Annotated in this window: 20 protein-coding genes and 1 tRNA gene; 20 read left to right on the top strand and 1 reads right to left on the bottom strand. The window is 47.9% G+C overall.

Annotated features, from left to right (window positions below):
- Positions 1 to 102: 102 nt before the first annotated feature.
- From gltB to KNQ09_RS05915, 11 genes are all read left to right on the top strand, one after another.
- The gene (gltB, locus tag KNQ09_RS05965) at positions 103 to 4,575 is read left to right on the top strand and encodes a glutamate synthase large subunit (protein WP_214857857.1); all 4,473 of its coding nucleotides are present in this window, start codon (positions 103 to 105) and stop codon (positions 4,573 to 4,575) included.
- Positions 4,572 to 6,038, top strand: coding sequence for a glutamate synthase subunit beta (locus KNQ09_RS05960; protein ID WP_214857856.1), 1,467 nt, complete (start codon positions 4,572 to 4,574; stop codon positions 6,036 to 6,038). The genes gltB and KNQ09_RS05960 overlap by 4 nt, the downstream gene beginning before the upstream one ends.
- A gap of 157 nt (positions 6,039 to 6,195) precedes the next feature.
- The gene (locus tag KNQ09_RS05955) at positions 6,196 to 6,489 is read left to right on the top strand and encodes a PTS sugar transporter subunit IIB (RefSeq protein ID WP_050678288.1); all 294 of its coding nucleotides are present in this window, start codon (positions 6,196 to 6,198) and stop codon (positions 6,487 to 6,489) included.
- On the top strand, positions 6,482 to 8,494 hold the full coding sequence (locus tag KNQ09_RS05950; RefSeq protein ID WP_064299707.1) for a BglG family transcription antiterminator: 2,013 nt from the start codon (positions 6,482 to 6,484) through the stop codon (positions 8,492 to 8,494). The genes KNQ09_RS05955 and KNQ09_RS05950 overlap by 8 nt, the downstream gene beginning before the upstream one ends.
- Positions 8,495 to 8,686: 192 nt before the next feature.
- Complete coding sequence (locus tag KNQ09_RS05945; RefSeq protein ID WP_064299708.1) at positions 8,687 to 10,117, top strand: PTS mannitol transporter subunit IIBC; 1,431 nt, start codon at positions 8,687 to 8,689, stop codon at positions 10,115 to 10,117.
- A 34-nt stretch (positions 10,118 to 10,151) separates the two neighbouring features.
- Positions 10,152 to 10,589: a PTS mannitol transporter subunit IIA gene (locus tag KNQ09_RS05940; RefSeq protein ID WP_231884652.1), complete on the top strand. Its 438-nt coding sequence runs from the start codon at positions 10,152 to 10,154 to the stop codon at positions 10,587 to 10,589.
- Between the two features lie 2 nt (positions 10,590 to 10,591).
- A complete protein-coding gene (locus KNQ09_RS05935) occupies positions 10,592 to 11,734 on the top strand; it encodes a mannitol-1-phosphate 5-dehydrogenase (protein WP_214857855.1) in 1,143 nt (380 codons plus the stop codon).
- Between the two features lie 236 nt (positions 11,735 to 11,970).
- Positions 11,971 to 12,768: a hypothetical protein gene (locus KNQ09_RS05930; RefSeq protein ID WP_050678284.1), complete on the top strand. Its 798-nt coding sequence runs from the start codon at positions 11,971 to 11,973 to the stop codon at positions 12,766 to 12,768.
- 68 nt (positions 12,769 to 12,836) lie between these two features.
- Positions 12,837 to 13,361 carry a TraR/DksA C4-type zinc finger protein gene (locus tag KNQ09_RS05925; protein ID WP_023468557.1) on the top strand — a complete coding sequence of 175 codons (525 nt, stop codon included), beginning with the start codon at positions 12,837 to 12,839 and terminating at the stop codon, positions 13,359 to 13,361.
- Positions 13,362 to 13,557: 196 nt separating this feature from the next.
- Entirely contained in the window at positions 13,558 to 15,078 is a 1,521-nt protein-coding gene (gene adh, locus KNQ09_RS05920; protein ID WP_023468556.1) for an aldehyde dehydrogenase, read from the top strand.
- A 22-nt stretch (positions 15,079 to 15,100) separates the two neighbouring features.
- A complete protein-coding gene (locus KNQ09_RS05915; RefSeq protein ID WP_023468555.1) occupies positions 15,101 to 15,463 on the top strand; it encodes a DUF779 domain-containing protein in 363 nt (120 codons plus the stop codon).
- On the opposite strand, the gene KNQ09_RS05910 is transcribed toward KNQ09_RS05915, so the two are convergent.
- Complete coding sequence (locus KNQ09_RS05910) at positions 15,460 to 15,600, bottom strand: hypothetical protein (protein ID WP_214770581.1); 141 nt, start codon at positions 15,598 to 15,600, stop codon at positions 15,460 to 15,462. The two genes, KNQ09_RS05915 and KNQ09_RS05910, sit on opposite strands and share 4 nt — an antisense overlap.
- Before the next feature lie 48 nt (positions 15,601 to 15,648).
- On the opposite strand from KNQ09_RS05910, the gene KNQ09_RS05905 reads away from it, so the two are divergent.
- The 9 genes from KNQ09_RS05905 to odhB all read left to right on the top strand — a co-directional run bounded on the left by KNQ09_RS05905 (position 15,649) and on the right by odhB (position 24,912).
- Positions 15,649 to 16,659, top strand: coding sequence for a S66 family peptidase (locus tag KNQ09_RS05905; protein WP_149427548.1), 1,011 nt, complete (start codon positions 15,649 to 15,651; stop codon positions 16,657 to 16,659).
- A gap of 15 nt (positions 16,660 to 16,674) precedes the next feature.
- Positions 16,675 to 17,016 carry a hypothetical protein gene (locus KNQ09_RS05900; RefSeq protein WP_050678281.1) on the top strand — a complete coding sequence of 114 codons (342 nt, stop codon included), beginning with the start codon at positions 16,675 to 16,677 and terminating at the stop codon, positions 17,014 to 17,016.
- Between the two features lie 21 nt (positions 17,017 to 17,037).
- A complete protein-coding gene (locus KNQ09_RS05895; RefSeq protein ID WP_029341930.1) occupies positions 17,038 to 17,970 on the top strand; it encodes an alpha/beta hydrolase in 933 nt (310 codons plus the stop codon).
- Between the two features lie 42 nt (positions 17,971 to 18,012).
- Positions 18,013 to 18,096: transfer RNA gene (locus KNQ09_RS05890), tRNA-Leu, on the top strand.
- 202 nt (positions 18,097 to 18,298) lie between these two features.
- Positions 18,299 to 19,066: a transporter substrate-binding domain-containing protein gene (locus KNQ09_RS05885; RefSeq protein ID WP_023468551.1), complete on the top strand. Its 768-nt coding sequence runs from the start codon at positions 18,299 to 18,301 to the stop codon at positions 19,064 to 19,066.
- Positions 19,067 to 19,097: 31 nt separating this feature from the next.
- Positions 19,098 to 19,742, top strand: coding sequence for an amino acid ABC transporter permease (locus KNQ09_RS05880; protein WP_023468550.1), 645 nt, complete (start codon positions 19,098 to 19,100; stop codon positions 19,740 to 19,742).
- Complete coding sequence (locus KNQ09_RS05875) at positions 19,739 to 20,467, top strand: amino acid ABC transporter ATP-binding protein (RefSeq protein ID WP_023468549.1); 729 nt, start codon at positions 19,739 to 19,741, stop codon at positions 20,465 to 20,467. The genes KNQ09_RS05880 and KNQ09_RS05875 overlap by 4 nt, the downstream gene beginning before the upstream one ends.
- A 312-nt stretch (positions 20,468 to 20,779) precedes the next feature.
- Complete coding sequence (locus KNQ09_RS05870; protein ID WP_214857854.1) at positions 20,780 to 23,620, top strand: 2-oxoglutarate dehydrogenase E1 component; 2,841 nt, start codon at positions 20,780 to 20,782, stop codon at positions 23,618 to 23,620.
- A 35-nt stretch (positions 23,621 to 23,655) separates the two neighbouring features.
- On the top strand, positions 23,656 to 24,912 hold the full coding sequence (gene odhB, locus KNQ09_RS05865) for a 2-oxoglutarate dehydrogenase complex dihydrolipoyllysine-residue succinyltransferase (RefSeq protein ID WP_050678279.1): 1,257 nt from the start codon (positions 23,656 to 23,658) through the stop codon (positions 24,910 to 24,912).
- The last annotated feature ends 91 nt before the right edge of the window (positions 24,913 to 25,003 follow it).

Genomic DNA, 25,003 nt, shown 5'->3' with positions numbered 1-25,003 from the left:
AACAAAATGGTGATTATGCATAGTAGCGAATAAACATAAAAGGGTGTAAAGTATAATTTAACTGAATATACAGAAAATTAAGAAGGCAAGGAGAGTGCTACTATGACATTTCATCAATACCCTGAACAGCAGGGATTATACGACCCTCGTATGGAACATGATGCGTGCGGGATCGGGGTTTACGCACATCAAACAGGACGAGCGAGTCATGAAATCGTTGAACATGCATTGGCCATGCTTTGTCAAATGGAACACCGTGGTGGACAAGGAAGCGATGCGAAGACGGGAGACGGGGCGGGTATTTTAACGCAATTACCAGATCGTTTGTTTCGTGAAACGGTTCGTCACATTTCCTTTCCTAAAAAAGGGGATTATGGCGTTTTCATGATTTTCTTACCACGTGAGGAACGGGAACGGATGCGACTCGAACGAACGTTAGAGTCAATCATTTTGACGGAAGGACAAGACGTCTTAGGATGGCGAACCGTACCCGTCCAGTCCGAAGTGCTTGGGTCGGGTGCCCGCCGCACAGAGCCAGTCATTCGTCAATGTTTCATTGGTGCAAAGGCGATGGAAGGATTGACATTTGAACGAACACTCTTTTTGATTCGTCGCGCATTTGAACGTGAATCGGAGCAACTCGGTCTTGAACAATACGTCCTGAGTAGCTCGAGTGAAACAATCGTTTACAAAGGACTCGTGACGACGGATCAATTGCGTGCGTACTTCGATGACTTACAAGACGAGCGCTATCAGTCTGGATTTGGTATCGTGCATTCGCGTTTTAGTACGAATACGTTCCCAAGTTGGAAACGTGCCCATCCAAACCGTTATTTGATTCACAACGGCGAAATCAATACGTTGCAAGGAAATATTCGGGCGATGCGCGGTCGAGAACGTCGACTTGCTGAGACGACATATGGTAATCGGGCAGAGGAAGTGTTACCGATTCTAGATGAGACAGGTAGCGACTCGTCGATGCTTGATAATGCGTTTGAGTTTCTTCATCTGTCCGGACTCTCGCTCGCTGAGACAGCACTGATGCTCGTACCGGAACCATTCGAACATGCTGAAATCAGACCAGCGAAGCGTGCGTACTATGAATACCACAGTAGCATGATGGAGCCATGGGATGGTCCGTCTGCGATCGTCTTTACGAACGGAAAGCAGATTGGTGCGACGCTTGACCGAAACGGTTTACGTCCAGCGCGATATGTATTGTTGCGCGATGGTCACTTCATGTTGTCGTCAGAAGCAGGAGTACTCCCTCTTCGTGAACAAGACATTCTGTACAAAAAACGATTAGCACCGGGTGAACTGCTTTTACTCGACTTTGCGTCCGGTCAGTTGATCGCAGATGAAGAGATCAAACGGGAACTAGCGACACGGCACCCCTACGCGGAGTGGCTCGCGCAAGAAGTCGTTTCCCTTTCAAGTAACGACTTCAAGGAAACACTTGTTGAACTTGGAACGAAACAACGACACTTCGGATATACCCGTGAAGATATCGATCAATACTTGATCCCGCTCGTCGAAGAACAAAAGGATCCGTTAGGTGCGATGGGGACGGATATACCGCTAGCGGTCTTAAGTGAACGCCCTCAATCCTTGTTCCGATACTTCAAGCAACTGTTCGCACAAGTCACGAATCCACCAATTGACGCGTTACGCGAAGAGATCGTCACCTCGACGCTGACATGGCTTGGTCGACAAGGGGAACTGCTGACGCCGAACCGCGCGAACTGTCGTCGTATTCGCTTAGAGACCCCGATTCTGCGACCAGACGAAGCCCATGCGCTTAAACAAAGTGGACTTAAGCAAAAAACGATTTCGACGACGTTCACCGACTCGCTTGCAGAAGCGCTCGACATGATCGTTGATGAGGCTGTGACCGCTGCACAAAACGGGTATGAATTATTGACATTATCGGATCGTCTCGTACGCCCCGGCACATTGCCGATGCCAATCCTCTTAGTGACGAGTGCGATTCATCATGCGCTGATCCGCAAGGGATTACGTACAAATCTCAGCTTGATCGTTGAAGGGGGAGAGATTCGTGAAGTCCACCATGTCGCGACGTTGCTCGGATATGGTGCGGATGCGATTTATCCGTACCTAGCATATGCGACGCTTGAAGAAGCGGTAGGGGATCGTTTTACGGATGTCGACAAACGTTACCAAAAAGCAGTCACGGAAGGCGTCGTCAAAGTCATGTCGAAGATGGGCATTTCGACGGTCTTCAGCTACCGTGGTGCGCAAATCTTTGAAGCAGTCGGAATCGATCGTTCCGTCATCGAGCAGCATTTCACGGGTACGGTCTCTCAATTGAGCGGGATGACGCTTGAACTGATGGAAGAAGAAGTCCGACGAGCACAACAGGTTGCAGATGAACGGATTTATTTAGAGTCCGGTAGTGTCTTCCGGTACCGTCAAGCAGGAGAACATCATGCCTTTAACCCAGCAACGATTCATTTGTTGCAACACGCATGCCGTACGAATGATTACCGGCTTTATCAAAAGTACGCTCAACGCATTCAGGAGGAACCGGCAACGGTGCTACGACATCTGTTGACGTTCAAGGAGACGAAGGCGATCCCAATTGAAGAAGTTGAGCCTGTCAGCGAAATCGTCAAATACTTCAAGACGGGTGCGATGTCATACGGCTCGTTATCAAAAGAAGCGCACGAGACGCTTGCGATCGCGATGAACCGCTTAGGCGGAAAGAGTAATAGTGGTGAAGGCGGTGAAGAGGAGGAACGATACGAACGGGATGAAAATGGTGACTTCCGGATGAGCCGGATCAAACAGATCGCCTCTGGTCGTTTTGGGGTGACGAGTCATTACCTCGTTCACGCGGACGAATTACAAATCAAAGTAGCACAAGGTGCGAAACCCGGTGAAGGCGGTCAATTGCCTGGTGAAAAAGTCTATCCGTGGATTGCACGGGTGCGTGCATCAACACCAGGTGTTGGATTGATTTCCCCACCTCCACACCATGATATCTATTCGATTGAAGATTTGGCCCAGTTAATTCATGACTTAAAACGTGCGAACGATCAAGCCCGGATTAGCGTCAAACTTGTCGCCAAAGGTGGCGTTGGAACGATCGCGGCTGGAGTTGCGAAGGGGCTTGCGGACGTCATTGTCATCAGTGGTCATGACGGCGGCACGGGTGCCTCGCCGAAGACGAGTATTCAACATGCCGGACTGCCATGGGAACTTGGTCTTGCTGAGACGCACCAAACGTTGACATTAAACGGGTTGCGCGAGCGTGTCGTCCTTGAAACCGACGGAAAGCTATTGACTGGTCGCGACGTCATCCTCGCCGCGATGCTCGGAGCGAATGAGTATGGGTTTGCGACAGCTCCGCTCATCGCCGTCGGATGTATCATGATGCGTGCTTGTCATCTCGATACGTGTCCTGTTGGTGTCGCGACGCAAGATCCAGAGCTCCGTAAGAAATTCACGGGATCTGCCGATGACGTCGTCCATTTCATGACGTTCATTGCTGAGGAAGTACGAGAACATTTAGCGAAACTCGGTGTAAGACGGCTGCAAGATCTCGTAGGGCGTACGGATTTACTCGAACCATCGGAGCGACAACGGACACATTGGAAAGCGAAGAGTCTTGATTTTTCGCGTCTCCTCGTCCATGTGACACACGGTCCGGCTGAACAACAACAGCATCATGTCGAGCGTTCCTTTGACGCTCGTGAAATATCGCCGTATTTGGAGGCGGCAGATTTCAGTCAGCCTCAGACACTACGTTTAACGATTCAAAATACAGACCGTGCGATTGGAACACAGACCGGTGCCATGCTGACAAGACGGTTTGGAGCACTTGGTCTGCCGACGGATCGATTGAAACTCGAACTGAATGGATCTGCCGGACAAAGTTTAGGCGCGTATTTACCACGCGGAGTAACGCTTGATGTCACGGGAGAAGCGAATGATTACGTCGGGAAAGGATTGTCCGGAGGTATCATCGCCGTTCATCCTCCACGTTCGATTTCGTTCGTCTCGTCCGATCAGTCGATCATTGGTAACGTCGCACTTTACGGGGCGACGAGTGGAGAACTCTATGTCAACGGTCAGGCAGGTGAGCGATTTGCGGTTCGAAACAGCGGAGCAGTCGCTGTCGTCGAAGGAATCGGTAATCATGGACTCGAGTATATGACCGGTGGATCCGTCGTCGTCCTTGGCGATGTCGGAAAAAACTTTGCTGCCGGTATGTCAGGTGGTGTCGCCTATGTCTTACCGCGTAATCCTGAGCAATTTTTACAGCGCGTCAACCGCGAACTCGTCACGACGGGACCCGTCACGCATGTCGAAGAGATTGCTCGACTGAAGACGTTTATCGAACGTCACGTTGCACGGACCGGTAGTGAGCAGGGCGATGCGATTCTAGCGAACTGGGATCATGTCATTCATTCGTTCATCCGCGTCATTCCTTCGACGTATGAGAAAGTGACGACGTTGATGGCTGATTTCGCAAAACAAGGACACAACACCGAAGAAGCGATGTTGCTCGCATTTGAGACACATCTAGGGCGCAGAACAGGAGGGGTACGATGAAACGACGCGATCAATTCATGACAGTTGCTCGTTCGGGTGGGACGGAACGACATCCAAGCGAACGGGTGGGTGACTTTAAGGAATATAAGACGGCTTTGACGGAAGCGGAAGCGAGTCAACAAGCAAGTCGATGTATGGATTGTGGCACCCCGTTTTGCCATGTAGGGGAAGTATTTGATCAAGTGAAGATTGGTTGTCCAGTCTATAACTTGATTCCAGAATGGAACTTGCTCGTAGAAGAAGGACGTTTTCAAGAGGCACTCGATCGCCTTCTTGAGACGAACAATTTCCCAGAATTCACGGGTCGTGTCTGCCCAGCGCCATGTGAAGGATCGTGTACGTTGTCGATTCATGAACCTGCGGTCGCGATCAAAGATATCGAACGGACGATCATCGATATCGGCTTTGAAAAAGGATGGGTCGTGCCCCGAATTCCAGCAATACGATCGACACGTTCGATTGCCATCGTTGGATCTGGTCCTGCCGGTCTTGCGGCTGCCGATCAGCTGAATCAAGCCGGTCACCAAGTGACGGTCTTTGAGCGGGAAGATCGGATTGGCGGATTACTCACGTACGGTATACCAGCCATGAAACTCGATAAAGAGGTCGTACAGCGCCGTGTTGATTTGCTTGAAGCGGAAGGGGTTCACTTCCGGACGAACGTCACGATCGGCGCAGATATCACTCTCGAGACACTTGAAGCGGAGTATGACGCGGTGATCTTATGTGTCGGCGCGACGGAACCGCGCAAATTAACGGAAGCGCCAACGCGTGGAGTAGGTTATGCGATGGATTATTTGACAGGGGTGACACGTCACGTGCTCTCGCAAGAACCGTTGTCTGCTGATCATGACGCAAAAGATAAAGATATTCTCGTCATCGGTGGAGGCGACACCGGAGCGGACTGTGTGGCAACAGCACTCCGTCAACGTTGTCGCTCCGTCGTCCAATTCGGTAAACATGAACAACCGGGTACGACGCGTGCAACAGGAAACATGTGGCCGGATACACCGTCACTCTACTCCATCGATTATGGGTACGCAGAAGCGTTTCAACAATTCGGTCGGGATCCTCGTGAATACTTGATCGCGATCAAGCGATTCACAACAAGTGAATCGGGTCAAGTCACGGGTGTCTGGACGATTCAGACAACGAAAACAAAAAATGAATCGGGTACAGTGATCTTTGAGGAGATCGAAGGGAGCGATCGTTACTTCCCGGTCGATCAAGTCTGGATCGCCATCGGATTCAGTGGTGTCGAAGAGAATGTACTCGAACATTTAGCGGTCGCCTCGGAACGAGGGAAAATCAAGACGACGCGTTACGCGACGAACCGGCCAGGCGTATTTGCCGCAGGTGACGCAAGACGGGGTCAATCATTGATCGTCTGGGCGATTCGCGAAGGTCGTGAAGTAGCGGAAGCCGTCGGACAATATTTAAAAGCAATGCAACAAACAGGCTAAATCACATAGCCTGGATTTCTGGCATCATCAGAAATCCAGGCTTTTTTGTGTTTGGCAAAGAAAGCTGCCAGTTCAAAAATAACTATTGATTTTGTTTCAAGGTGAAACACCGAAAATATTTCTGCTATTCTTATAAAATGAAGAGGAGGTATGACAGATGAATTCAGAAATCATCTATTTCGTATGCGAGAGTGGAATGGCGAGTAGTGTCATGGGTGCTACGATTTTAAGAAAGCGCTTACTTGAATGCGGTATTACGACAGACGTTAAGACATGTCGGATCGCAGAACTACCTGATCAGGCATCTTTTATCGTCGGAGAAACGCAACTCGTCCATCGACACGTATGGAAAACACATTGTTCGGTGCATCCAGTCGATCGGGTTCTTGATCCGACTGCATATGATGTCATCCTCGAATCTTGGCAGAAAAGAGTGAGGCTGCATGACTGAATTTACACCACGGGAACATGATATCTTATTTTTCCTCTTATCACGCGAAGAACCTGTTCAAATACAAGAGATCGCGGAAACACTCGAGACATCGGAACGAACGATTCAACGTGAACGCGATCGTCTTGCCCAATCTTTAGAAGATCATGACTTGCGTTTGACATATGTCCGCGGCAGAGGTCTCTTAATTGAAGGAACAGACGAAGCCAAACATGCATTACGGGACCAACTCTTGTTGTCACATAAACAATTACCGAACGCTGAAGATCGCCAAGTCGAGTTAGCGTATCGGCTACTACAAGAAGAAGGGATGGTCAAATTACAGGCAATCGCCCATGCGATGTATGTGGCTCCGAGCACGGTTAGCCAGGATTTAGAGCGGATTGATGAATGGTTTCTACAATATGACCTTGAAATCAAGCGAAAAAAAGGTATTGGTGCCGAAGTCATCGGCGAAGAAATCAACAAACGCCGTTTACTGATTTCATTGATCTTTACGCAATGGGATGTTCTTGCTTTCTATCGCTTGTTACAAGGCGACGCCGGGCAATTACCTCATCTGTTACGCATGAATCGAACATCCTGGCTTGAGATGATCAATCAAGCGTACGCGGTCATAGCACCATTGACGAAAGAAGGGCGTCTCAATGACCGACAAATCATGCGTGCGACACTCAGCTTAGCTTTACAAGCGTTACGCAAAGATCAGTTTCCGATGCGTTACGAGTTAAAAGCGTATCCGGTCGAAATCCTCAAATGGGTGGAACGCGTCGAAGAGCGTTTACCTGACACGTTGTCGATTGCTGAACGCCAATGGTTATCAGAAGAATTGCGTGCTTTCTTTCAATCGGACGCAGGGGATACGGAAGAACTCGTCACGCGCCTTCGTGTAAAACGATTGATTGAGCATGTCTCCTTACTATATGGAACGAACTTTACGAAGGATCATGCGCTAGAACGCGGACTCGTCTCGCATATTCAATCGTACACACGTCAAAATAGCGTCAATCCGTCCTATGTCATCAAACAAATCGAACGGGAATATCCGCGCTTGTTCGATGCGGTCAAACAAGCAGCGCTGTCTATCTTCACCGATGCGACATTTGAAGACGTAGATTTAGCATTTTGGGTCATGCATTTCGGAGCTGTCCTGAGTAAACCGACACCTAAACTACCATATCGTGTTCTAGTCGTTTGCTCTGCTGGACTCGGTTCTTCGAAGTTATTGATGAACCGGTTACGGCAAGAATTCGCTGAACTCGAGCACATCGATAACTCGTCCCTGTTTGGCATCGAACGGTTACCAATCGACTCGTACGACTTCGTTTTGTCGACTGTGCCGTTGCCTGATATTCGCCCACCACATCTTCTCGTCAACCCGTTGCTTCCTCAGGATGAGGTCGAACGGATCCGGAAATTAATTCTCGCCTTGCCTAAATCCTTTCAACCGGCACCGCGAAAGACGAAAACGGAATGGCTCGATCTTGAACAATTGCATCGGCTCGTTGCATCGTCCATTCAAGTATCGGACGGATTCCGAATGGAACGGTTAGAGCGCGTGGGCGATGGGATTGAATCGCTCTTGTTTGAGATCAGTACACGCATGGTCGAGCAAGGATTGGCGAAGTCAGCTGTTTCGCTCTCTGGACAATTGCTACGTCGTCATGAGATGTCAGGTCTTGGTATTCCGGGAACGCGGCTTGCGCTGTTTCACGGACGCGATGCGACGATTCAACGAGGGGGATTCCTCATCTTTGAATTGCCTGAACCGATCGACTTGCTCGGAATGGATCAACAGTTACAATCCGTCGAACGGCTCCTCGTCTTGGTCGCACCGGAAGAGACCTCGAACGAACTGCTTGAATTACTCAGTTCGATCAGTGCTGCGATCATCGAGAGTCCCGAACAAATGGATCAATTCGAGTTCGGGGAGGAACAGACGATTCGTCTGCTTTTGAATCGAACGTTTCGAACGGTCATTGATCAATTCCTAGGTCACACTTGAAAAATCCCTGTCACTCCATTCCTGAAGTGACAGGGATTTTTTCACGTCAAGCAGGCTTCTTTTCAGTCTGTCCAACTTCTTGGACAAAGACTGAACTAGGAAAGATTGAGTAAGCGCTTGCAGTACTCTTACAATAAGGTCATAGCAAAGCAATCATCTTATCAACTCATACACGAAATGGAGGCTAACGCAATGGCGACAGCTCAAAATGGAGCACGGGGCATCCGTGTACAAGTTCAACGGTTCGGAAGCTTTTTAAGCGGTATGGTTATGCCGAACATCGGTGCATTCATCGCCTGGGGGATCATCACGGCACTGTTCATCCCAACTGGATGGGCACCAAATAAGGAACTCGGTGAACTCGTCGGTCCGACAATCACCTATCTTTTACCGTTGCTGATCGGATACACAGGCGGAAAATTAATGCATGACGTCAGAGGGGGCGTCGTCGGGACGCTCGCGACGATGGGGGTCATCGTCGGAACAGAGATTCCGATGTTCCTCGGTGCCATGATCATGGGACCACTTGGCGGATACGTCATCAAAAAGTTCGATCAGTTGATCGAAGGAAAAATCAAACCAGGTCTCGAAATGCTCGTCAACAATTTCTCGGTCGGAATCATCGGTGGTTTGTTGATGCTCGGTGGATTCAAAGTATTCGGACCACTCATGACAGGTCTTGACGACATCATGGCTGCAGCAGTTGGTGCGATCGTCAGTGCACACTTGCTACCATTAGCGAGCTTGTTCATCGAACCAGCGAAAATTTTATTCTTGAACAACGCCATCAACCACGGCATCTTAAGCCCACTGGGTCTCGATCAAGTAAACGAGGCGGGCAAATCAGTTCTGTTCTTACTCGAAGCTAACCCCGGTCCGGGTCTCGGATTGTTACTCGCTTACTCGTTCTTCGGTTCTGGTGCAGCAAAGAAAACAGCACCGGGTGCCGCGTTCATTCAATTCATCGGTGGGATTCACGAAATCTACTTCCCGTATGTCTTGATGAAGCCGGTCTTATTGCTTGCGATGATCGCAGGCGGTATGAGTGGGATCCTCACATTCGTCCTATTTGATGTCGGTTTAGTTGCACCTGCTTCACCAGGTAGTATCATTGCGGTTCTTGCAATGGCATCCCGCGGTTCTTACGTCGGATTGATCGCCGGTGTCCTTGTTTCAGCATCTGTGACCTTTGTTGTCTCAACTGTTCTGCTGAAGACAAGCAAAGCAAAAGAGACATCCCTTGAAGAAGCAAGCGCGAACGTCAGTGCGATGAAAGGAAAACAATCGATTGCCTCGACACTCGTTTCAGCTGATGCCAAACCACTTGCGGAAGTCGAACATATCATCTTCGCTTGTGACGCTGGTATGGGATCGAGTGCGATGGGAGCATCCGTCCTTCGCAATAAGATCAATAAAGCGGGCTTACCTATCAAGGTAACGAATACGTCGATCAGTCAATTGCCGCCAAACGCCGAACTGATCATCACGCATCGTGATTTGACGGAGCGGGCGAAGGAACAGGTACCAACGGCAGAACACCGATCAGTCGATAATTTCTTAAATGCCGGATATTATGATCAACTCGTTCATGAGATCGAAACAGCAAGAAATAAGATTTCTTAAAAATAAAGATAGAGATATTCAAGGAGGAATAAACATGACAACGACAATGAACCTTTCACCGGAACTTGTATTACTGGACCAACAATTCGCAGACGAGACGGCAGCCATTACGGCTGCCGGTCAACTCCTCGTCGATCATGGATATGTCGAAGCGGGTTATATCGATTCAATGCAAGAGCGTCACGCTTTATCAACGGTCTATATCGGTAATCATGTCGCAATTCCCCACGGAACAGAGTCGGCTAAATCACAAGTCAAGAAAACAGGACTATCGATTCTACAAGTACCGCAAGGCGTAACGTTCGGAACGGAACAAGCACGACTCGTCATCGGTATCGCTGGCGTCGGGGACGAACATCTCGAGTTGCTCTCGAATATCGCGGTCATTTGCTCCGATGAGGAGAACGTCGAGCGTATCGTGGCAGCGACATCAAAAGAAGAAATCATCGCCTTATTGACAGCGGAGGTGTAACCATGAAAGCCATCCATTTTGGTGCCGGTAACATCGGACGTGGTTTCATCGGCTTACAACTTGTCAAGACGGGTTACGAAGTCTGTTTCGTAGATGTCAATACGACGGTCGTCGATGCATTAAAAGCACGCCATACCTATGAGGTCGGTTATGCCTCTGAACAAGGGGGACGTGAACGGGTCGACGGCGTAACGGCGCTCAACAGTTTGTCTGAACCGGATCAAGTCATTGCAGCGATTCGCGATGCAGATGTGATTACAACAGCTGTCGGTCCGAGCTTGTTGTCGAAAGTAGCTCCTTTGATCGCGGAAGGGTTACGTCAACGTGATCAAAAGACATCTGTCTACGTCATTGCGTGTGAGAACATGATTGGTGGGTCAAAACACTTGCAAGCAGAGATAGCGAAACATCACCCCGTAGCGGAAAACTGGTATTTCCCGAATGCAGCGGTTGACCGGATCGTACCGCTTCAACATCACGAAGACCCGTTGTACGTCGAAGTGGAAGAATTCTTTGAATGGGTGATTGAGACGACTGGACTACCGGAAGCCTATCCACGGATCGAAGGTGTCACCTATGTCGAGAACATCGAACCGTTCATCGAGCGGAAGCTGTTCACCGTCAACACGGGACATGCGATCGCTTCTTATCTCGGAGCACTATTCCATAAAGAGACGATCGCTGAAAGTCTAACGGATCCACGCATCCGTCGTGGTGTCCAGACAGCACTTTACGAAACAGGATGGCTATTACTTGAAAAGTACGGCTTTAATCCGGTCGATCATAGTGCGTATATCCAAAAGAATATGAAACGCTTTGAAAACCCGCGGATTCATGATGAAATCATACGTGTCGCTCGTTCACCGATTCGTAAACTGAGTCCAAGTGACCGACTCGTCAAACCAGCAAAGGAATTGATGGAGCGTGGCATCGAAGCAGATGGATTAGCGCGTGGGATCGCAGCAGCTCTAACCTATTTCGATCCAAATGATTCAGAATCTTCAGAATTAAATGCATATATTACGAAACATGGAATCGAAGATGCGCTAAACGCGTATTTACAATTATCGGCAACGGATCCACTTGGATCTCGAATCATCGAACATTACGAAGCGATGCAACACCAAGTCAATTCGATTGCTTAAGAATAAGTGTTCTCAACACCTTTCACGGGATGTGAAAGGTGTTTTTGTATATCGAATTAAATGCGACGTCCTCATCGAAATGATCAGTTTTTGAAATTCTTCTATCACAATTTGATTACAATTTGTATATTAAATTTGGAATATTCGAAAACGAATATTTAGCGATTAAAATACATTGTACGCTATATGAACGGAACATCTCTATTCCGATTTTTCAGGTAAGAGAAGGTGATCATATGTTGAATTATAAAGTGAACGTATATAGATTAAACGGAGCACGACCAAAAACTACAAAAGGAACCGGACCAAAACATTTGATTTATTCGAGTCAATTTTCTTCGCGTACGCCAGTCCATTTATTGCATCAACTCATCTTGAATCGTTTGTTGGTTGAACAAGAAAAAAATCTTGATTTGACGTATACGATCGAAGTAAATGCGGTACTTGATCAATTCGTGATCGACGTCCGTGTCTTTTCAACAGATACGGTCAGTGTCCAAGTCGAGCGTGACTTGATTGAAATCATTGAACGCGAAGAAGTCCGTCATATCCCGGCTCTTGAAATCGGGAAACCTGATTTTGCTGAATTCGCCCACATCGTCTTAAAGGTGAAGGAAGGTGGACCACGCCTTTCACAAGAGGATACGCAACGAATTTTCAATGAGTCTGGTGTTCGAGGACGAATCATCCTGCACAAGGAGCGCATCGATAGTCATGAGCCCTCCCATTCGATTCAGTTGTTGATTGGTGGGGCCGAGAAGTGTTTGTATAGTCTTTCGCAATATCAGCTTGATCCACTCTTCCGTAAACATGGTTTGACGATTCAATCCTTGAATCTGTTACCATTTGATTTATTCATGATTCGTGACAAAATTGCGATGCTGTCTTCGGCAGATGCTTCGCAACTGTGGATTGATGACATCACGACATCCAAGAACGGACGATCACATCAGATTTGTTTTAACGATGGGAATGAATGCATGACGGTCATCTGTGATCTTCATGGATCAATTCGTTCTTATAAGTGTTCGTGATGGTTTAACTCTTCTTCGAATAGGCTACATTCTTAACAGAGGTTCTAACGAAGGGGAGTCGAACAATCATGTTATCTAAACAACAGACGGAAGAATTCAAGCAACGGTTATTAAAGGAAAAAGAAAAGACGACATCAAACATCGAACAACGCGATACCGATTACGATGAAGGTGAATTGTCGAGTTACGATAATCATCCTGCCGATTCCGGCGATGAATTGTTCTTGCGGGAACGCGATCAAGCAATCACGGACATGCAAGAGGATATGCTCTCGGATGTGGACCGTGCCCTAAAAGCGATCGAGGACGGAACGTATGGCATTTGTAAGGTCTGTGGAAAAGAGATTGAGATTGAACGTCTTGATATCATTCCGGAAACGTTATTATGCATCGAGCATGCAAAAGAAGAAGCAGAACAAAACGAGAACGACCCGAATTCGCGACCAAGCGAAGAAGACGTACTGGATCCATCTGTCACAGCCCGCGGGAAAGACATCGACGGTGATACGGATGGATTCTCGAAAGTAAGTGATTTCGGTAGTTCCGATACACCGTCTGACCAAGAAGACGGAATTGACCCGACACGGTCTTGACCGGCAAAACATCTCCCGAAAATGGAGATGTTTTTTTCTCGAAAAAAATCATAAATAGTTACCGGAATTTTTTGACTTTTCATATAATTTTGGTACGATGGTATCGAGGGGGCTGTTTTAGCCTATATTAAAATGTAAGCGCATACAAGCATCCGTCTCACTGCTTGACCATTTTAGTTGAGGGAGGAAATAATGCATGATTTATGACATTCCGAACAAGCAAGGGTCAAAAGTACAGTACAAGGAACGGTATGAAAATTACATCAACGGAAAGTGGACGGCACCTGTCGGGGGAGAATATTTTGATAATGTCACACCTGTCACCGGTAAAGTATTGTGCCAAGTCGCTCGTTCCGGTAAAGAAGATATCGAACTGGCTCTTGACGCAGCACACGCGGCAAAAGAAGCATGGGGGAAAACGTCTGTAACGGAACGCTCAAACATTTTAAATAAAATCGCGAATCGGATGGAAGAAAACCTTGAGATGCTCGCTTATGCAGAGACACTTGAGAACGGGAAAGCGGTCCGTGAGACACTCAACGCCGATCTACCGCTCGCAATCGATCACTTCCGTTATTTCGCCGGCGTCATCCGTGCCCAAGAAGGTTCGGTCGGCGAACTCGATCAAGACACGGTAGCGTATCACTTCCATGAGCCCCTTGGCGTCGTTGGTCAAATCATTCCATGGAACTTCCCACTCCTGATGGCTGTCTGGAAACTAGCGCCAGCACTCGCGGCAGGGAACTGCGTCGTCTTAAAACCAGCAGAACAAACACCAGCGAGCATCATGGTACTCGTTGAGCTCATTGAGGATTTACTCCCACCGGGTGTTCTTAACATCGTCAACGGTTTTGGTCTTGAAGCAGGGAAACCGCTCGCGTCGAGCAAACGGATAGCAAAAATCGCCTTTACGGGTGAGACGACGACAGGACGTTTGATCATGCAGTACGCATCACAAAATTTGATTCCAGTCACACTCGAACTCGGTGGGAAATCACCGAATATCTTCTTTGAGGATATCATGCAGGCAGACGATGCTTTCTTCGATAAAGCAATCGAAGGATTACTGATGTTCGCGTTGAACCAAGGAGAAGTCTGTACGTGTCCGTCGCGTGCCTTGATTCAAGAATCGATTTACGAACCGTTCATGGAACGTGTTCTTGAGCGCGTCAAAGCCATCAAGATCGGAAATCCCCTTGATTCGGACGTCATGATGGGTGCTCAAGCTTCGAACGAGCAGATGGAGAAAATTCTTTCATATCTTGAAATCGGTAAGTCAGAAGGCGCAGAATGTCTCATCGGTGGAGAGCGCAACATGCTCGAAGGGGATCTCGCAGAAGGATATTACATCCAACCAACGATCTTCAAAGGACACAATAAGATGAGAATCTTCCAAGAAGAAATTTTCGGACCGGTTCTATCGGTCACGACATTCAAGACGGAAGAAGAAGCACTCGAAATTGCGAATGATACGTTATATGGTCTTGGTGCGGGCGTCTGGACACGTGATATGAACCGTGCTTATCGGTTTGGGCGTGCGATCGAAGCAGGACGCGTCTGGACGAACTGTTATCACCAATATCCAGCTCACGCGGCGTTTGGTGGTTACAAAATGTCAGGGATCGGACGTGAAAACCATAAGATGATGCTCAACCATTACCAACGGACGAAAAACCTACTCGTTAGTTACAACCCGAATAAACTCGGTTTCTTCTAAGTCGGAAAGGACGTGGATGCAAATGGTGGAACGTGTTCAGGCGACAGCAGCTTGTCTAGAGTTAATCGACCAGTTGAGAGAAAAACACGGTCCGTTGATGTTTCATCAATCTGGTGGTTGTTGCGATGGCAGTTCCCCGATGTGTTTTGCGCAGGGTGATCTATTCCTGGGAGATCAGGATAAAAAACTGGGAGAGATCGGTGGTTGTCCGTTTTATATTCATGAAGATCAATATGAGTACTGGAAACATACGCAACTCATCATTGATGTCGTGGATGGTCGAGGCGGAATGTTCTCTCTTGAAGGTGTCGAAGGGAAACGTTTTTTGACACGCTCCCGTGCGTTCACGCAAGAGGAATACGCTGAACTATCAGCATCAAGCTAAGGAATCAAACACGGTTTCGTCGAGTTGACTTGTTCATTCAGGTCGCTCGTACGGAATCGTGTTTTTTTGTTCGTATCACGACGTTCGAACAGGATAAAAGTTGGTAATGCGGCATAAGAACGGTATAATGAACTCATATTTTGACGAGAAGATAGTTTCACACTATGACATTATAGGGGGTCACCATGAAATATCCATTTTTAGGTTGGACAGGTCAAACGATCGGAGTGACGGCGCCCTCCTCCGGATTACGTGAACAGCAACAGGAATGGGTCGAACAAGCAGTTGAACAGGTACAAGCACGGCAAATGAACGTCCGTTTAGGCGAAACGATTTGGTCGCATCAACTTGCTGAGAGTGCACCGGTCAAACAACGGGCGGAGGAATTGAATCACATGATGACGGATGAGACGATTGATGCCGTCATCCCGCCATTTGGTGGGGAACGCGCCATTGATCTTTTACCCGAGTTGACGCTAGCTACTTACCAAACAAAATGGTTGCTTGGCTATTCCGATATCAGTACGTTATTGCTCAGTCTGACGCTTCAGACGGGAATCGCGACAGCACATGGTCCGAATTTCGTTGAGCTTCGGAGTGAAGAATGGGACGAGACGACAAGTGCCTGGCGACGGGTGCTCGCGACGCCAACTGGAGGAACCGTCACACAATGGGCTTCCGATCGTTATCAACCCGAGTGGACTGATGAAGAACGTCCAACAGGTTCGTTATTTCAGCTAACGGAAGCGACGGAATGGAAAGCACTTGATGAGCGAACAGAAGTGGCTGGACGGTTACTTGGTGGGTGTCTGGAGACGATTCGCCATCTGATTGGGACACCGTATGGAGATGTGCAGCGTTTCCAGCGTGAAGAGATCAACGGAGAACCGATACTCTGGTACTTTGAGGTGTCTGAAGCGAATTCTGCAGAGGTACACCGGACGCTGCGACAAATGGCGTATGCTGGGTGGTTCGACCATGCGGCTGGCTTTTTATTTGGCCGTACGTCTGCAAGGATTATAGAAGATCTGACATGGCTAGACGTATATCAATATCTCGCGGATGAGACGGGCTTACCAGTCTTATATGATCTTGACATCGGTCATCAACCGCCACAGTTGACGTTAATCAATGGAGCGACGGGGACGGTTCGTATTCAAGGGAAAGATTCACGAATCGATCTGACGTTCAACTAAAAAGGAGAGCACGCAATGGCACGTCGTAAGTTTCAAGCATTAGGCGTTTATAAACGCGTCCATATCAATCCGGAGACACGTCGAATGACGTTACCGGAACCATTTTACGATGCACTTCGTCTAGAAGATGAATTGCTGATTGCACAAGTCGGAGATGTTCTCGTCATGCGACGTCCGGGGGAGGTCGTCGAGACAGAAACGGAATTATTGAGCGAACTCGTAGAAGATGGATTCACGGGTACAGAGCTTGTCCAGGAATTTGCCTACCGGCGTCAGCAACAAGAACAACGATTACGTCAACAAGTCTTGCAGGATGAAGAGGATGACCATGCTGCTCAACTGAAGATCGAGCTATAACGGAAAGAAGGAGTGGGGCAGATGCGTCGCAGAACAAAAATTGGAATCGGAGTCATCGGATCCGGATTAGTAGCAGCGAGTTATTATTTTTATGAGATGGCAATCGCCACGAATCCAAAGCCATTCTTATCGAATAATCGAGATTTAAGTGACGAGATGGTCCGATTGATGCAACCTGGTCAGACGTGGATCAAGGAGCAACCGCTTGAGCGGATCGAGATTGAAGCGAAAGACGGTTTAACGTTACGCGGGCATTTTCTTCCGTCACCTGTTCCGTCAGATCGGATCGTCATTCTCGTGCACGGGTACGGAGGCGTCGGAACGGATTTAGCCGGATTCGCCTATCTGTACCATCAGGCCGGTTTCCATGTCATGATGCCCGATAATCGTGGACACGGAATGAGTGACGGTCACTATATCGGATTCGGATGGCATGATCGGGAAGATTGTCTCAGTTGGTCGAACTATCTGATTGAACGGATCGGACAGGATGCGAAACTGTTCTTGCATGGGGTGTCGATGGGAGGGGCGACCGTATTGATGACGAGTGGCGAACAACTCCCACCACAAATCAAAGGAATCATTTCTGATTGTGCCTATACGTCCGTCAATGCTGTCCTTGCGTATCAGATGAAGCGGATGTATCGACTACCACACTTTCCGTTCTTAGGCATGACGAGCGTATTGACGAAGCTAAAGGCAGGTTATACGTTCCGTGAAGCATCAGCGTTGAAACAAGTCAAAAAAGCACAGGTACCGATTTTGTTCATCCATGGTGGGGCGGATACGTTTGTACCGACAGATATGGTATATGAGCTGTATGAAGCTTGTCCAACGGAAAAAGAGCTCGTCGTCATTCCAAATGCCGCTCACGCGATGGCCTATTTTGAGGATCCGGCATTGTATGATGATGTCGTCGAGAAGTTCGTTCGCAACATCTTGCGAAATGATTGACAACTCAGTTCGTTACCCGCTATATTAATATCATAAATCAACGTCGTCGTGGCGGAACTGGTAGACGCGCTAGACTCAGAATCTAGTGGTGGCAACACCGTGGAGGTTCAAGTCCTCTCGGCGGCATAAATGATTGAAGGAGGCAATCCCAGCAAGGGGTTGCCTTCTTTTTTGTTGCTGAATAGAAAACGATTACAACGAATAAAAATTCAGAAATATTTATCTTTTTAGAATTTTTCTGGTAAAATACGTTTTAAAGAGGGTACTCTTCAGGGAAAGTACTAAGTGAAGTAGACAATCTTTAACACATAGGAGAGGGGAAACAAACATGAAAAAAGGGAGTATCTTGCTAGCGCTCTTGATGAGCTGTGTTCTCGTACTTGGTGCATGTAGCATCGGTTCGAAAGAAGAAGAGTCGTCTGAAGGAAAGACTTATAAGGTCGGCATTGACGTCACGTATCCACCATTCGAATATAAAGACGGGGATACGTACAAAGGAATCGACATCGATCTCATGAAAGCAATCGCGAAAGATCAGAACTTCAAGATTCAATTTGAAGCGATGGACTTTAGCGGCATTATTCCGGCACTTCAAGCAAATCAATTGGACGTTGCCATTGCTGGTATGAGTATTACGCCAGAACGGAAGAAAGTCGTCACATTCTCGGATCCATACTTCAAAGCTGGTCTTATTCTAGTCGTCAAAGAAGATGAGAATGGTATTAAATCCGTCAACGATTTAAAAGGGAAAAAAGTAGCCGTCAAAAAGGGAACGACGGGTGCGAAATATGCAACGGATAACGCAGACAAACTGGGATTCACGGTCACACAGTTCAATGACAGTCCAGCGATGTTCCAAGAAGTGAAGAACGGTAACGCTGCTGCTTTGATTGAAGATTATCCTGTCATCTCATATGCAAACAAACAACAAAACCTTGGATTAAAACTTGTCGGAGACCGTCTCAACGGGGACAACTACGGAATCGCTGTCTTAAAAGGTGAGAACGAGGATCTGATGAAGAAAATCAACAAAGGACTTGCGAATCTGAAAGAAAACGGTGAATACGATAAAATCGTTGACACGTATCTGAAATAAGTCGCAAGGCGATAAGGGAGTGGGATAGCCAATGGAAGTGGTCAAAACCGCATTTCCATTTTTCTTGGAAGGGCTTCAAGTCACATTGTATATTTTCATCATCGCGGTCATCGTCGGCTTTCTGATTGGCTTAGTCGTCGCATTGATGCGGTTATCACCATCAAAAATCTTAAACGGGATCGCAATTGTCTATATTGATGTCATTCGCGGAACGCCGTTCATCGTTCAGTTATTCTTCATCTATTTTGGACTCAATTCGCTCGAATGGTTATCGATGGACCGGATGTATGCAGGGATACTGACGGTCGCAATCAATGCCGGTGCTTATTTTGCGGAGATCATTCGAGCTGGTATCCAGTCGATTGATAAAGGACAAACAGAAGCTGCGCGTTCACTCGGGATGACAGGGCGTCAAACGATGGTACAGATCATCTTACCGCAAGCATTCCGACGGATGTTACCAACGATTACGAACCAATCGATCATCAGCTTAAAAGATACATCGTTGTTGTCGATTATCGGGATCGCTGACTTGACACAACAAGGTCAAGTGCAGCAGTCAACGACGTTTGAACCATTCATCGTCTGGTCCGTCGTCGGATTGATGTACTTCGTCATCATTTATCTCTTGTCCTTAGTGGCGAAGTTCTTGGAACGGAGGTTTACATTACGATGAGTATCATAGAAGTAAAGAATCTAAAGAAATCATTCGGTTCGAATGAAGTCTTAAAAGACATCAACGTCTCGATTGCCGAAAAAGAAGTCGTTTGTGTCATCGGTCCGTCGGGATCTGGGAAAAGTACGTTTTTACGCTGTTTGAATCGATTGGAAGAGATTACAGGTGGTACCGTCATCGTCGATGATTTCGATATTACGAGTCCAAAGGTCGATATCAACAAGGTCCGGGAAGAAGTCGGGATGGTCTTTCAACATTTTAATCTCTTCCCGCATAAGACCGTGCTAGAAAACGTCACGCTTGCACCGATCAAAGTGCGTAAATCGGATAAAGAACAGGCGAAACAGCGGGCACTTGAACTACTCGATAAAGTCGGATTACGTGAAAAAGCGGATAATTATCCAGGTGAATTATCTGGGGGGCAAAAACAGCGGGTCGCAATTGCCCGCGCGCTTGCAATGAATCCGAAAATCATGTTATTTGATGAGCCGACGTCAGCGCTCGACCCGGAAATGGTCGGTGACGTGCTTGCCGTCATGAAACAACTTGCCCTTGAAGGCATGACGATGGTCGTCGTGACCCATGAGATGGGATTTGCTCGTGAGGTCGGAGATCGCGTCTTATTCATGGATGGTGGCTATATCGTCGAAGAGAACGTACCACAAGCATTGTTTGATTCTCCACAACACGAACGGACGCAATCGTTCCTTAGTAAAGTCTTATGATGAAACCGGCGTATCTAAATTCGGATACGCCGGTTTTTTAACGAATCATAAATAACTGGCTAAGCGCTCATAAGAAAAACTTATACATTTAAGCGTGAGAATTTGGGAATTCGAAATGCACACACAGGAAAAGAGTAGTAATATAGTAACGAAGGCACTTTCATGGAAGAATGACACGTTCATTCCTTCTCATGAAGTTCAGCGTTTTATTCATGCAATTCCTTTTGAAAGCGCTAACAGGTAGAGGGCTGGAAACACATCGAGTATCCACTGGATGTGTGGGGAGAAATATAGAAACGGGGGGAACCGTACATGGCAGGCCACGAGCAAGATCAACAAGCATTCTATGGACCAAACCTTGGCTACATCATTGAATTGTACGAGCGTTTTTTAGAAGACAAGACATCCGTTGATGAGGAGACACGTGCTTATTTCGAAGAGCATGGTGCACCCGTGACGGAACCAGTCGTACCGATGCAAGTCGAGACAGGAGATTTCGAAAAATATCTTGCGGCGAATCGTTTAGCGGAACAAATTCGTGCAAAAGGACATCTTGCGGCGGATATCTATCCGCTGAAGGACCATCCGCGAGAAACAGGATTATTCGAATTGAGTCAGTACGGATTGACAGAGGCAGATCTTCGAAAAATGCCAGTCTCACTCGTCTGTCCTGAACCACCAACTGGTGTACAGGACGCGTTTGAAGGCATCGAACATTTAAAAGCGCAGTACACGGGAGCAGCCGCAGTTGAGTTCCAGCATGTCGACGATCTCGATGAAAAGAAATGGCTCCGACAGAAAATCGAGCAAGGTGCTTTGACGGCGACGCTAGACGCTGAACAAAAGAAACAGTTGTTCAAACGCTTAGCTGAAACGGACCTCTTCGAAAAATACTTGCACAAAACATATGTCGGTCAAAAACGCTTCTCGATTGAAGGACTTGACGCGATGGTGCCATTGCTCGACACGATCGTCGGACACCTCATCTCGAATGGGTCGGAGACGATCAATATCGGAATGGCACACCGTGGACGGTTGAACGTTTTGGCGCACGTACTTGGGAAGCCATATGAAATGATCTTTGCTGAGTTCCAGCATGCACCGAACCACGACCTCGTACCATCTGAAGGATCGATCGGGATCACGTACGGTTGGACGGGCGACGTGAAGTATCACCTCGGTTTAAACCGAAAACTCGAGCAAGAGACACGTAACGTGCGGATGACGCTTGCGAACAATCCGTCGCATCTTGAGTTCGTTGACCCAGTCGTCGAAGGCTTCACACGTGCGGCACAAGATGATCGCTCACAAAAAGGTGCACCACGCCAAGAGCAAGCGGCTGCTGCTGCAATCCTGATACACGGTGATGCTGCGTTCCCAGGTCAAGGAATCGTTGCTGAAACATTAAATTTAGCGAACCTCAAAGGATATAACACCGGTGGAACGATTCACATCATCGCGAACAACACGATCGGCTTCACGACGGAGCCGACGGACTCCCGTTCGACGCGCTACTCAAGTGACCTGGCTAAGGGTTACGAGATCCCAGTCTTCCACGTCAACGCGGATGAGCCGGAAAGCTGTCTCGCAGTCGCTTTGCTCGCGAGCGAGTACCGGGCAACGTTTAAGAAGGATGTCATGATTGATTTAATCGGATATCGTCGTTTTGGTCATAACGAAATGGATGAACCGATGAATACGAACCCGGTCTTATACGATTTGATTCATAAACATGATCCAATTCGTGTCTTGTACGGGAAAACGCTTGTCGCGAACGGGGATGCGACAGCTGACGAAATTCAATCGATTGAAACGTCGATCAATGATCAAATGAAAGCGGCTCGTGAAAAAGTACCGAACGCGGAGAAAGAGTATGGTGGGGTCATGCCGGACGTCGTCTTTAAAGGCGTTCCGACGATTGAGACAGGGGTCTCGATTGAAACATTGACGGCGTACAACGAAGAATTGTTACAGTGGCCGGATGGCTTCCAAGTGTTCCATAAACTTGAGAAGGTCCTGAAGCGCCGGACGGATGCGTTCTCGACAAAGAACGGAATTGACTGGGGACATGCCGAAACATTGGCGTTTGCTTCGATTCTCTCAGATGGAACACCAATCCGCTTGAGCGGTCAAGATTCTGAACGAGGAACGTTCGCACAACGGAACATTAATCTTCATGATGTGAAAACAGGAGAAGGCTTCTCGCCACTCCATGCCTTATCAACGGCAACTGCATCATTCTCGGTCTACAACAGTCCGTTGTCTGAAGCAGGTGTACTTGGTTTTGAATACGGTTATAACGTCTTCGCTCCGGAAACGCTCGTATTATGGGAAGCGCAATATGGGGACTTTGCGAACTCAGGTCAAGTCATCTTCGACCAGTTCATCTCAGCTAGCCGAGCGAAATGGGGACAAACATCAGGTCTCGTCATGTTGCTTCCGCATGGTTATGAAGGGCAAGGACCAGAACACTCGAGTGGTCGTTTAGAACGCTTCTTGACGTTATCGGGTGAGAAAAACTGGACGGTCGCGAACGTATCGAGTGCTGCCCAGTACTTCCATTTATTGCGCCGACAAGCAGCGATTCTCGGAAAAGAGGAAGTCCGACCGCTCGTCGTCATGACGCCGAAGAGTCTCTTGCGTCATCCGCTTGCAACATCGGATGTCTCTGAGTTGACGGAAGGTAGTTTCCAACGTGTCATCGAACAGTCAGGGCTCGGAGAAGCGCCAGATCGTGTCAAACGTCTTGTGTTCTGTTCTGGTAAGATGGCAATCGACCTAGCTGAAGCCGTTTCGAAATCAGATGAGAATCTCGATTGGCTACAAATCGTCCGGGTCGAGGAGTTGTATCCATTCCCGGCAAAAGCCTTAAAAGAAGTCATCGCGCGCTATGAATCCGTCGAAGAGATGGTCTGGGTGCAAGAAGAACCGAAAAACATGGGGGCGTGGTCCTTCATGGAACCTCGACTTGAGACAGTCGCACCGAATGGTATCCAAACCGTCCGTTACATCGGTCGTCGTCGTCGTTCCAGTACAGCAGAAGGTGACCCGTCAGGTCATAAAGTAGAGCAGGCACGTATCATCAATGATGCACTCACATCGACTGCTTCTACTCCAACAGCACCATCACACGTATCAAATCACACATCATAACTTAAGATAGAATCGAGTCATAGGGGGAGAATACGATGGAAATCAAAGTACCAGAACTTGCCGAATCAATTACAGAAGGAACGGTGGCGTCTTGGTTAAAACAACCAGGTGATCACGTGGAAAAAGGGGAAGCCATCGTTGAGCTCGAGACAGATAAGGTCAACATCGAAGTACCGTCAGATGAAGCTGGTACGTTGACGGAGGTGATGGCTGCTGAAGGAGATACAGTCCGCGTCGGGGAAACGATTGCTGTCATCTCTGCTGGTGGCGAGGCTCCAAAACCGGCTGCGGCAGAAACAGTACAAGAAACTCCAAAAGAGACACCTAAAGCAGAAGAAAAAGCGGAACAACCGGTGGCTGCAGCAGCGACTGAAAGTACATCTGTTGCGGATCGTCCGATTGCTTCACCTGCTGCCCGTAAACTGGCTCGTGAAAAAGGAATTGATTTAGCACAAGTGGCAACGCAAGATCCGCTCGGTCGGATTCGCGTGCAAGACGTCGCGACGTTTGAAGTAGCACCACGTGAGCAAGCAAAACCGGCTCCTACGAAACCTGCTACACCGGCACCAGCACCAGCAGCCGCTCCTGGGAAACCGGAAGAGCGAATCAAGATGTCACGCCGTCGTAAGACAATCGCGAACCGACTCGTTGAAGTTCAACAAACGGCAGCAATGTTGACGACATTCAATGAGATCGATATGTCAGCGGTCATGGCACTGCGTAAACGTCGCCAAGAGAAATTCGTGAAGGAAAACGAAGTCAAGCTCGGCTTCATGTCATTCTTTACGAAAGCAGCAGTCGCAGCACTTAAAAAGATGCCATATTTGAATGCTGAGATTCAAGGCGATGAAATCGTCCTCAAAAAATTCTATGATATCGGTATTGCCGTTTCAGCACCAGACGGTCTCGTCGTTCCGGTCGTTCGTGATGCGGATAAGAAGAACTTCGCTGAGATTGAAAAAGACATCATTCAACTAGCGGTTAAGGCGCGTGATAATAAACTCGGTCTATCTGATTTGACGGGTGGTACGTTCACGATCACGAATGGTGGTACGTTCGGTTCACTCATGTCGACACCGATCTTAAACGGTCCACAAGTCGCGATTCTCGGAATGCACGCAATCAACTTGCGTCCTGTAGCGATTGATGCTGAACGCATGGAAAACCGTCCGATGATGTATGTCGCACTCTCTTATGATCACCGAATCGTTGATGGAAAAGAAGCCGTTACGTTCTTGAAGCACATTAAAGATCTCCTTGAAGATCCAGAGTCATTGATTTTCGAAGCGTAATCATAAAAAGACCCGTTTTAGATGCGGGTCTTTTTTTTTGTTGATATCATTTTGTCATCAAATCACGAAACGACATTTACGTCTTCTCTAT

This window comes from Exiguobacterium sp. s191, from assembly GCF_018618955.1.
In the GTDB taxonomy this organism is placed as follows: domain Bacteria; phylum Bacillota; class Bacilli; order Exiguobacteriales; family Exiguobacteriaceae; genus Exiguobacterium_A; species Exiguobacterium_A abrahamii.
The sequence above is the reverse complement of the archived record's forward strand: the minus strand, read 5'-3'. Positions and strand labels throughout refer to the sequence as shown.

Coding starts and splice junctions, on each gene's coding strand:
- gltB (WP_214857857.1), top strand. CDS start 103: ATGACATTTCATCAATACCCTGAACAGCAGGGATTATACGACCCTCGT.
- KNQ09_RS05960 (WP_214857856.1), top strand. CDS start 4,572: ATGAAACGACGCGATCAATTCATGACAGTTGCTCGTTCGGGTGGGACG.
- KNQ09_RS05955 (WP_050678288.1), top strand. CDS start 6,196: ATGAATTCAGAAATCATCTATTTCGTATGCGAGAGTGGAATGGCGAGT.
- KNQ09_RS05950 (WP_064299707.1), top strand. CDS start 6,482: ATGACTGAATTTACACCACGGGAACATGATATCTTATTTTTCCTCTTA.
- KNQ09_RS05945 (WP_064299708.1), top strand. CDS start 8,687: ATGGCGACAGCTCAAAATGGAGCACGGGGCATCCGTGTACAAGTTCAA.
- KNQ09_RS05940 (WP_231884652.1), top strand. CDS start 10,152: ATGACAACGACAATGAACCTTTCACCGGAACTTGTATTACTGGACCAA.
- KNQ09_RS05935 (WP_214857855.1), top strand. CDS start 10,592: ATGAAAGCCATCCATTTTGGTGCCGGTAACATCGGACGTGGTTTCATC.
- KNQ09_RS05930 (WP_050678284.1), top strand. CDS start 11,971: ATGTTGAATTATAAAGTGAACGTATATAGATTAAACGGAGCACGACCA.
- KNQ09_RS05925 (WP_023468557.1), top strand. CDS start 12,837: ATGTTATCTAAACAACAGACGGAAGAATTCAAGCAACGGTTATTAAAG.
- adh (WP_023468556.1), top strand. CDS start 13,558: ATGATTTATGACATTCCGAACAAGCAAGGGTCAAAAGTACAGTACAAG.
- KNQ09_RS05915 (WP_023468555.1), top strand. CDS start 15,101: ATGGTGGAACGTGTTCAGGCGACAGCAGCTTGTCTAGAGTTAATCGAC.
- KNQ09_RS05910 (WP_214770581.1), bottom strand. CDS start 15,600: ATGAGTTCATTATACCGTTCTTATGCCGCATTACCAACTTTTATCCTG.
- KNQ09_RS05905 (WP_149427548.1), top strand. CDS start 15,649: ATGAAATATCCATTTTTAGGTTGGACAGGTCAAACGATCGGAGTGACG.
- KNQ09_RS05900 (WP_050678281.1), top strand. CDS start 16,675: ATGGCACGTCGTAAGTTTCAAGCATTAGGCGTTTATAAACGCGTCCAT.
- KNQ09_RS05895 (WP_029341930.1), top strand. CDS start 17,038: ATGCGTCGCAGAACAAAAATTGGAATCGGAGTCATCGGATCCGGATTA.
- KNQ09_RS05885 (WP_023468551.1), top strand. CDS start 18,299: ATGAAAAAAGGGAGTATCTTGCTAGCGCTCTTGATGAGCTGTGTTCTC.
- KNQ09_RS05880 (WP_023468550.1), top strand. CDS start 19,098: ATGGAAGTGGTCAAAACCGCATTTCCATTTTTCTTGGAAGGGCTTCAA.
- KNQ09_RS05875 (WP_023468549.1), top strand. CDS start 19,739: ATGAGTATCATAGAAGTAAAGAATCTAAAGAAATCATTCGGTTCGAAT.
- KNQ09_RS05870 (WP_214857854.1), top strand. CDS start 20,780: ATGGCAGGCCACGAGCAAGATCAACAAGCATTCTATGGACCAAACCTT.
- odhB (WP_050678279.1), top strand. CDS start 23,656: ATGGAAATCAAAGTACCAGAACTTGCCGAATCAATTACAGAAGGAACG.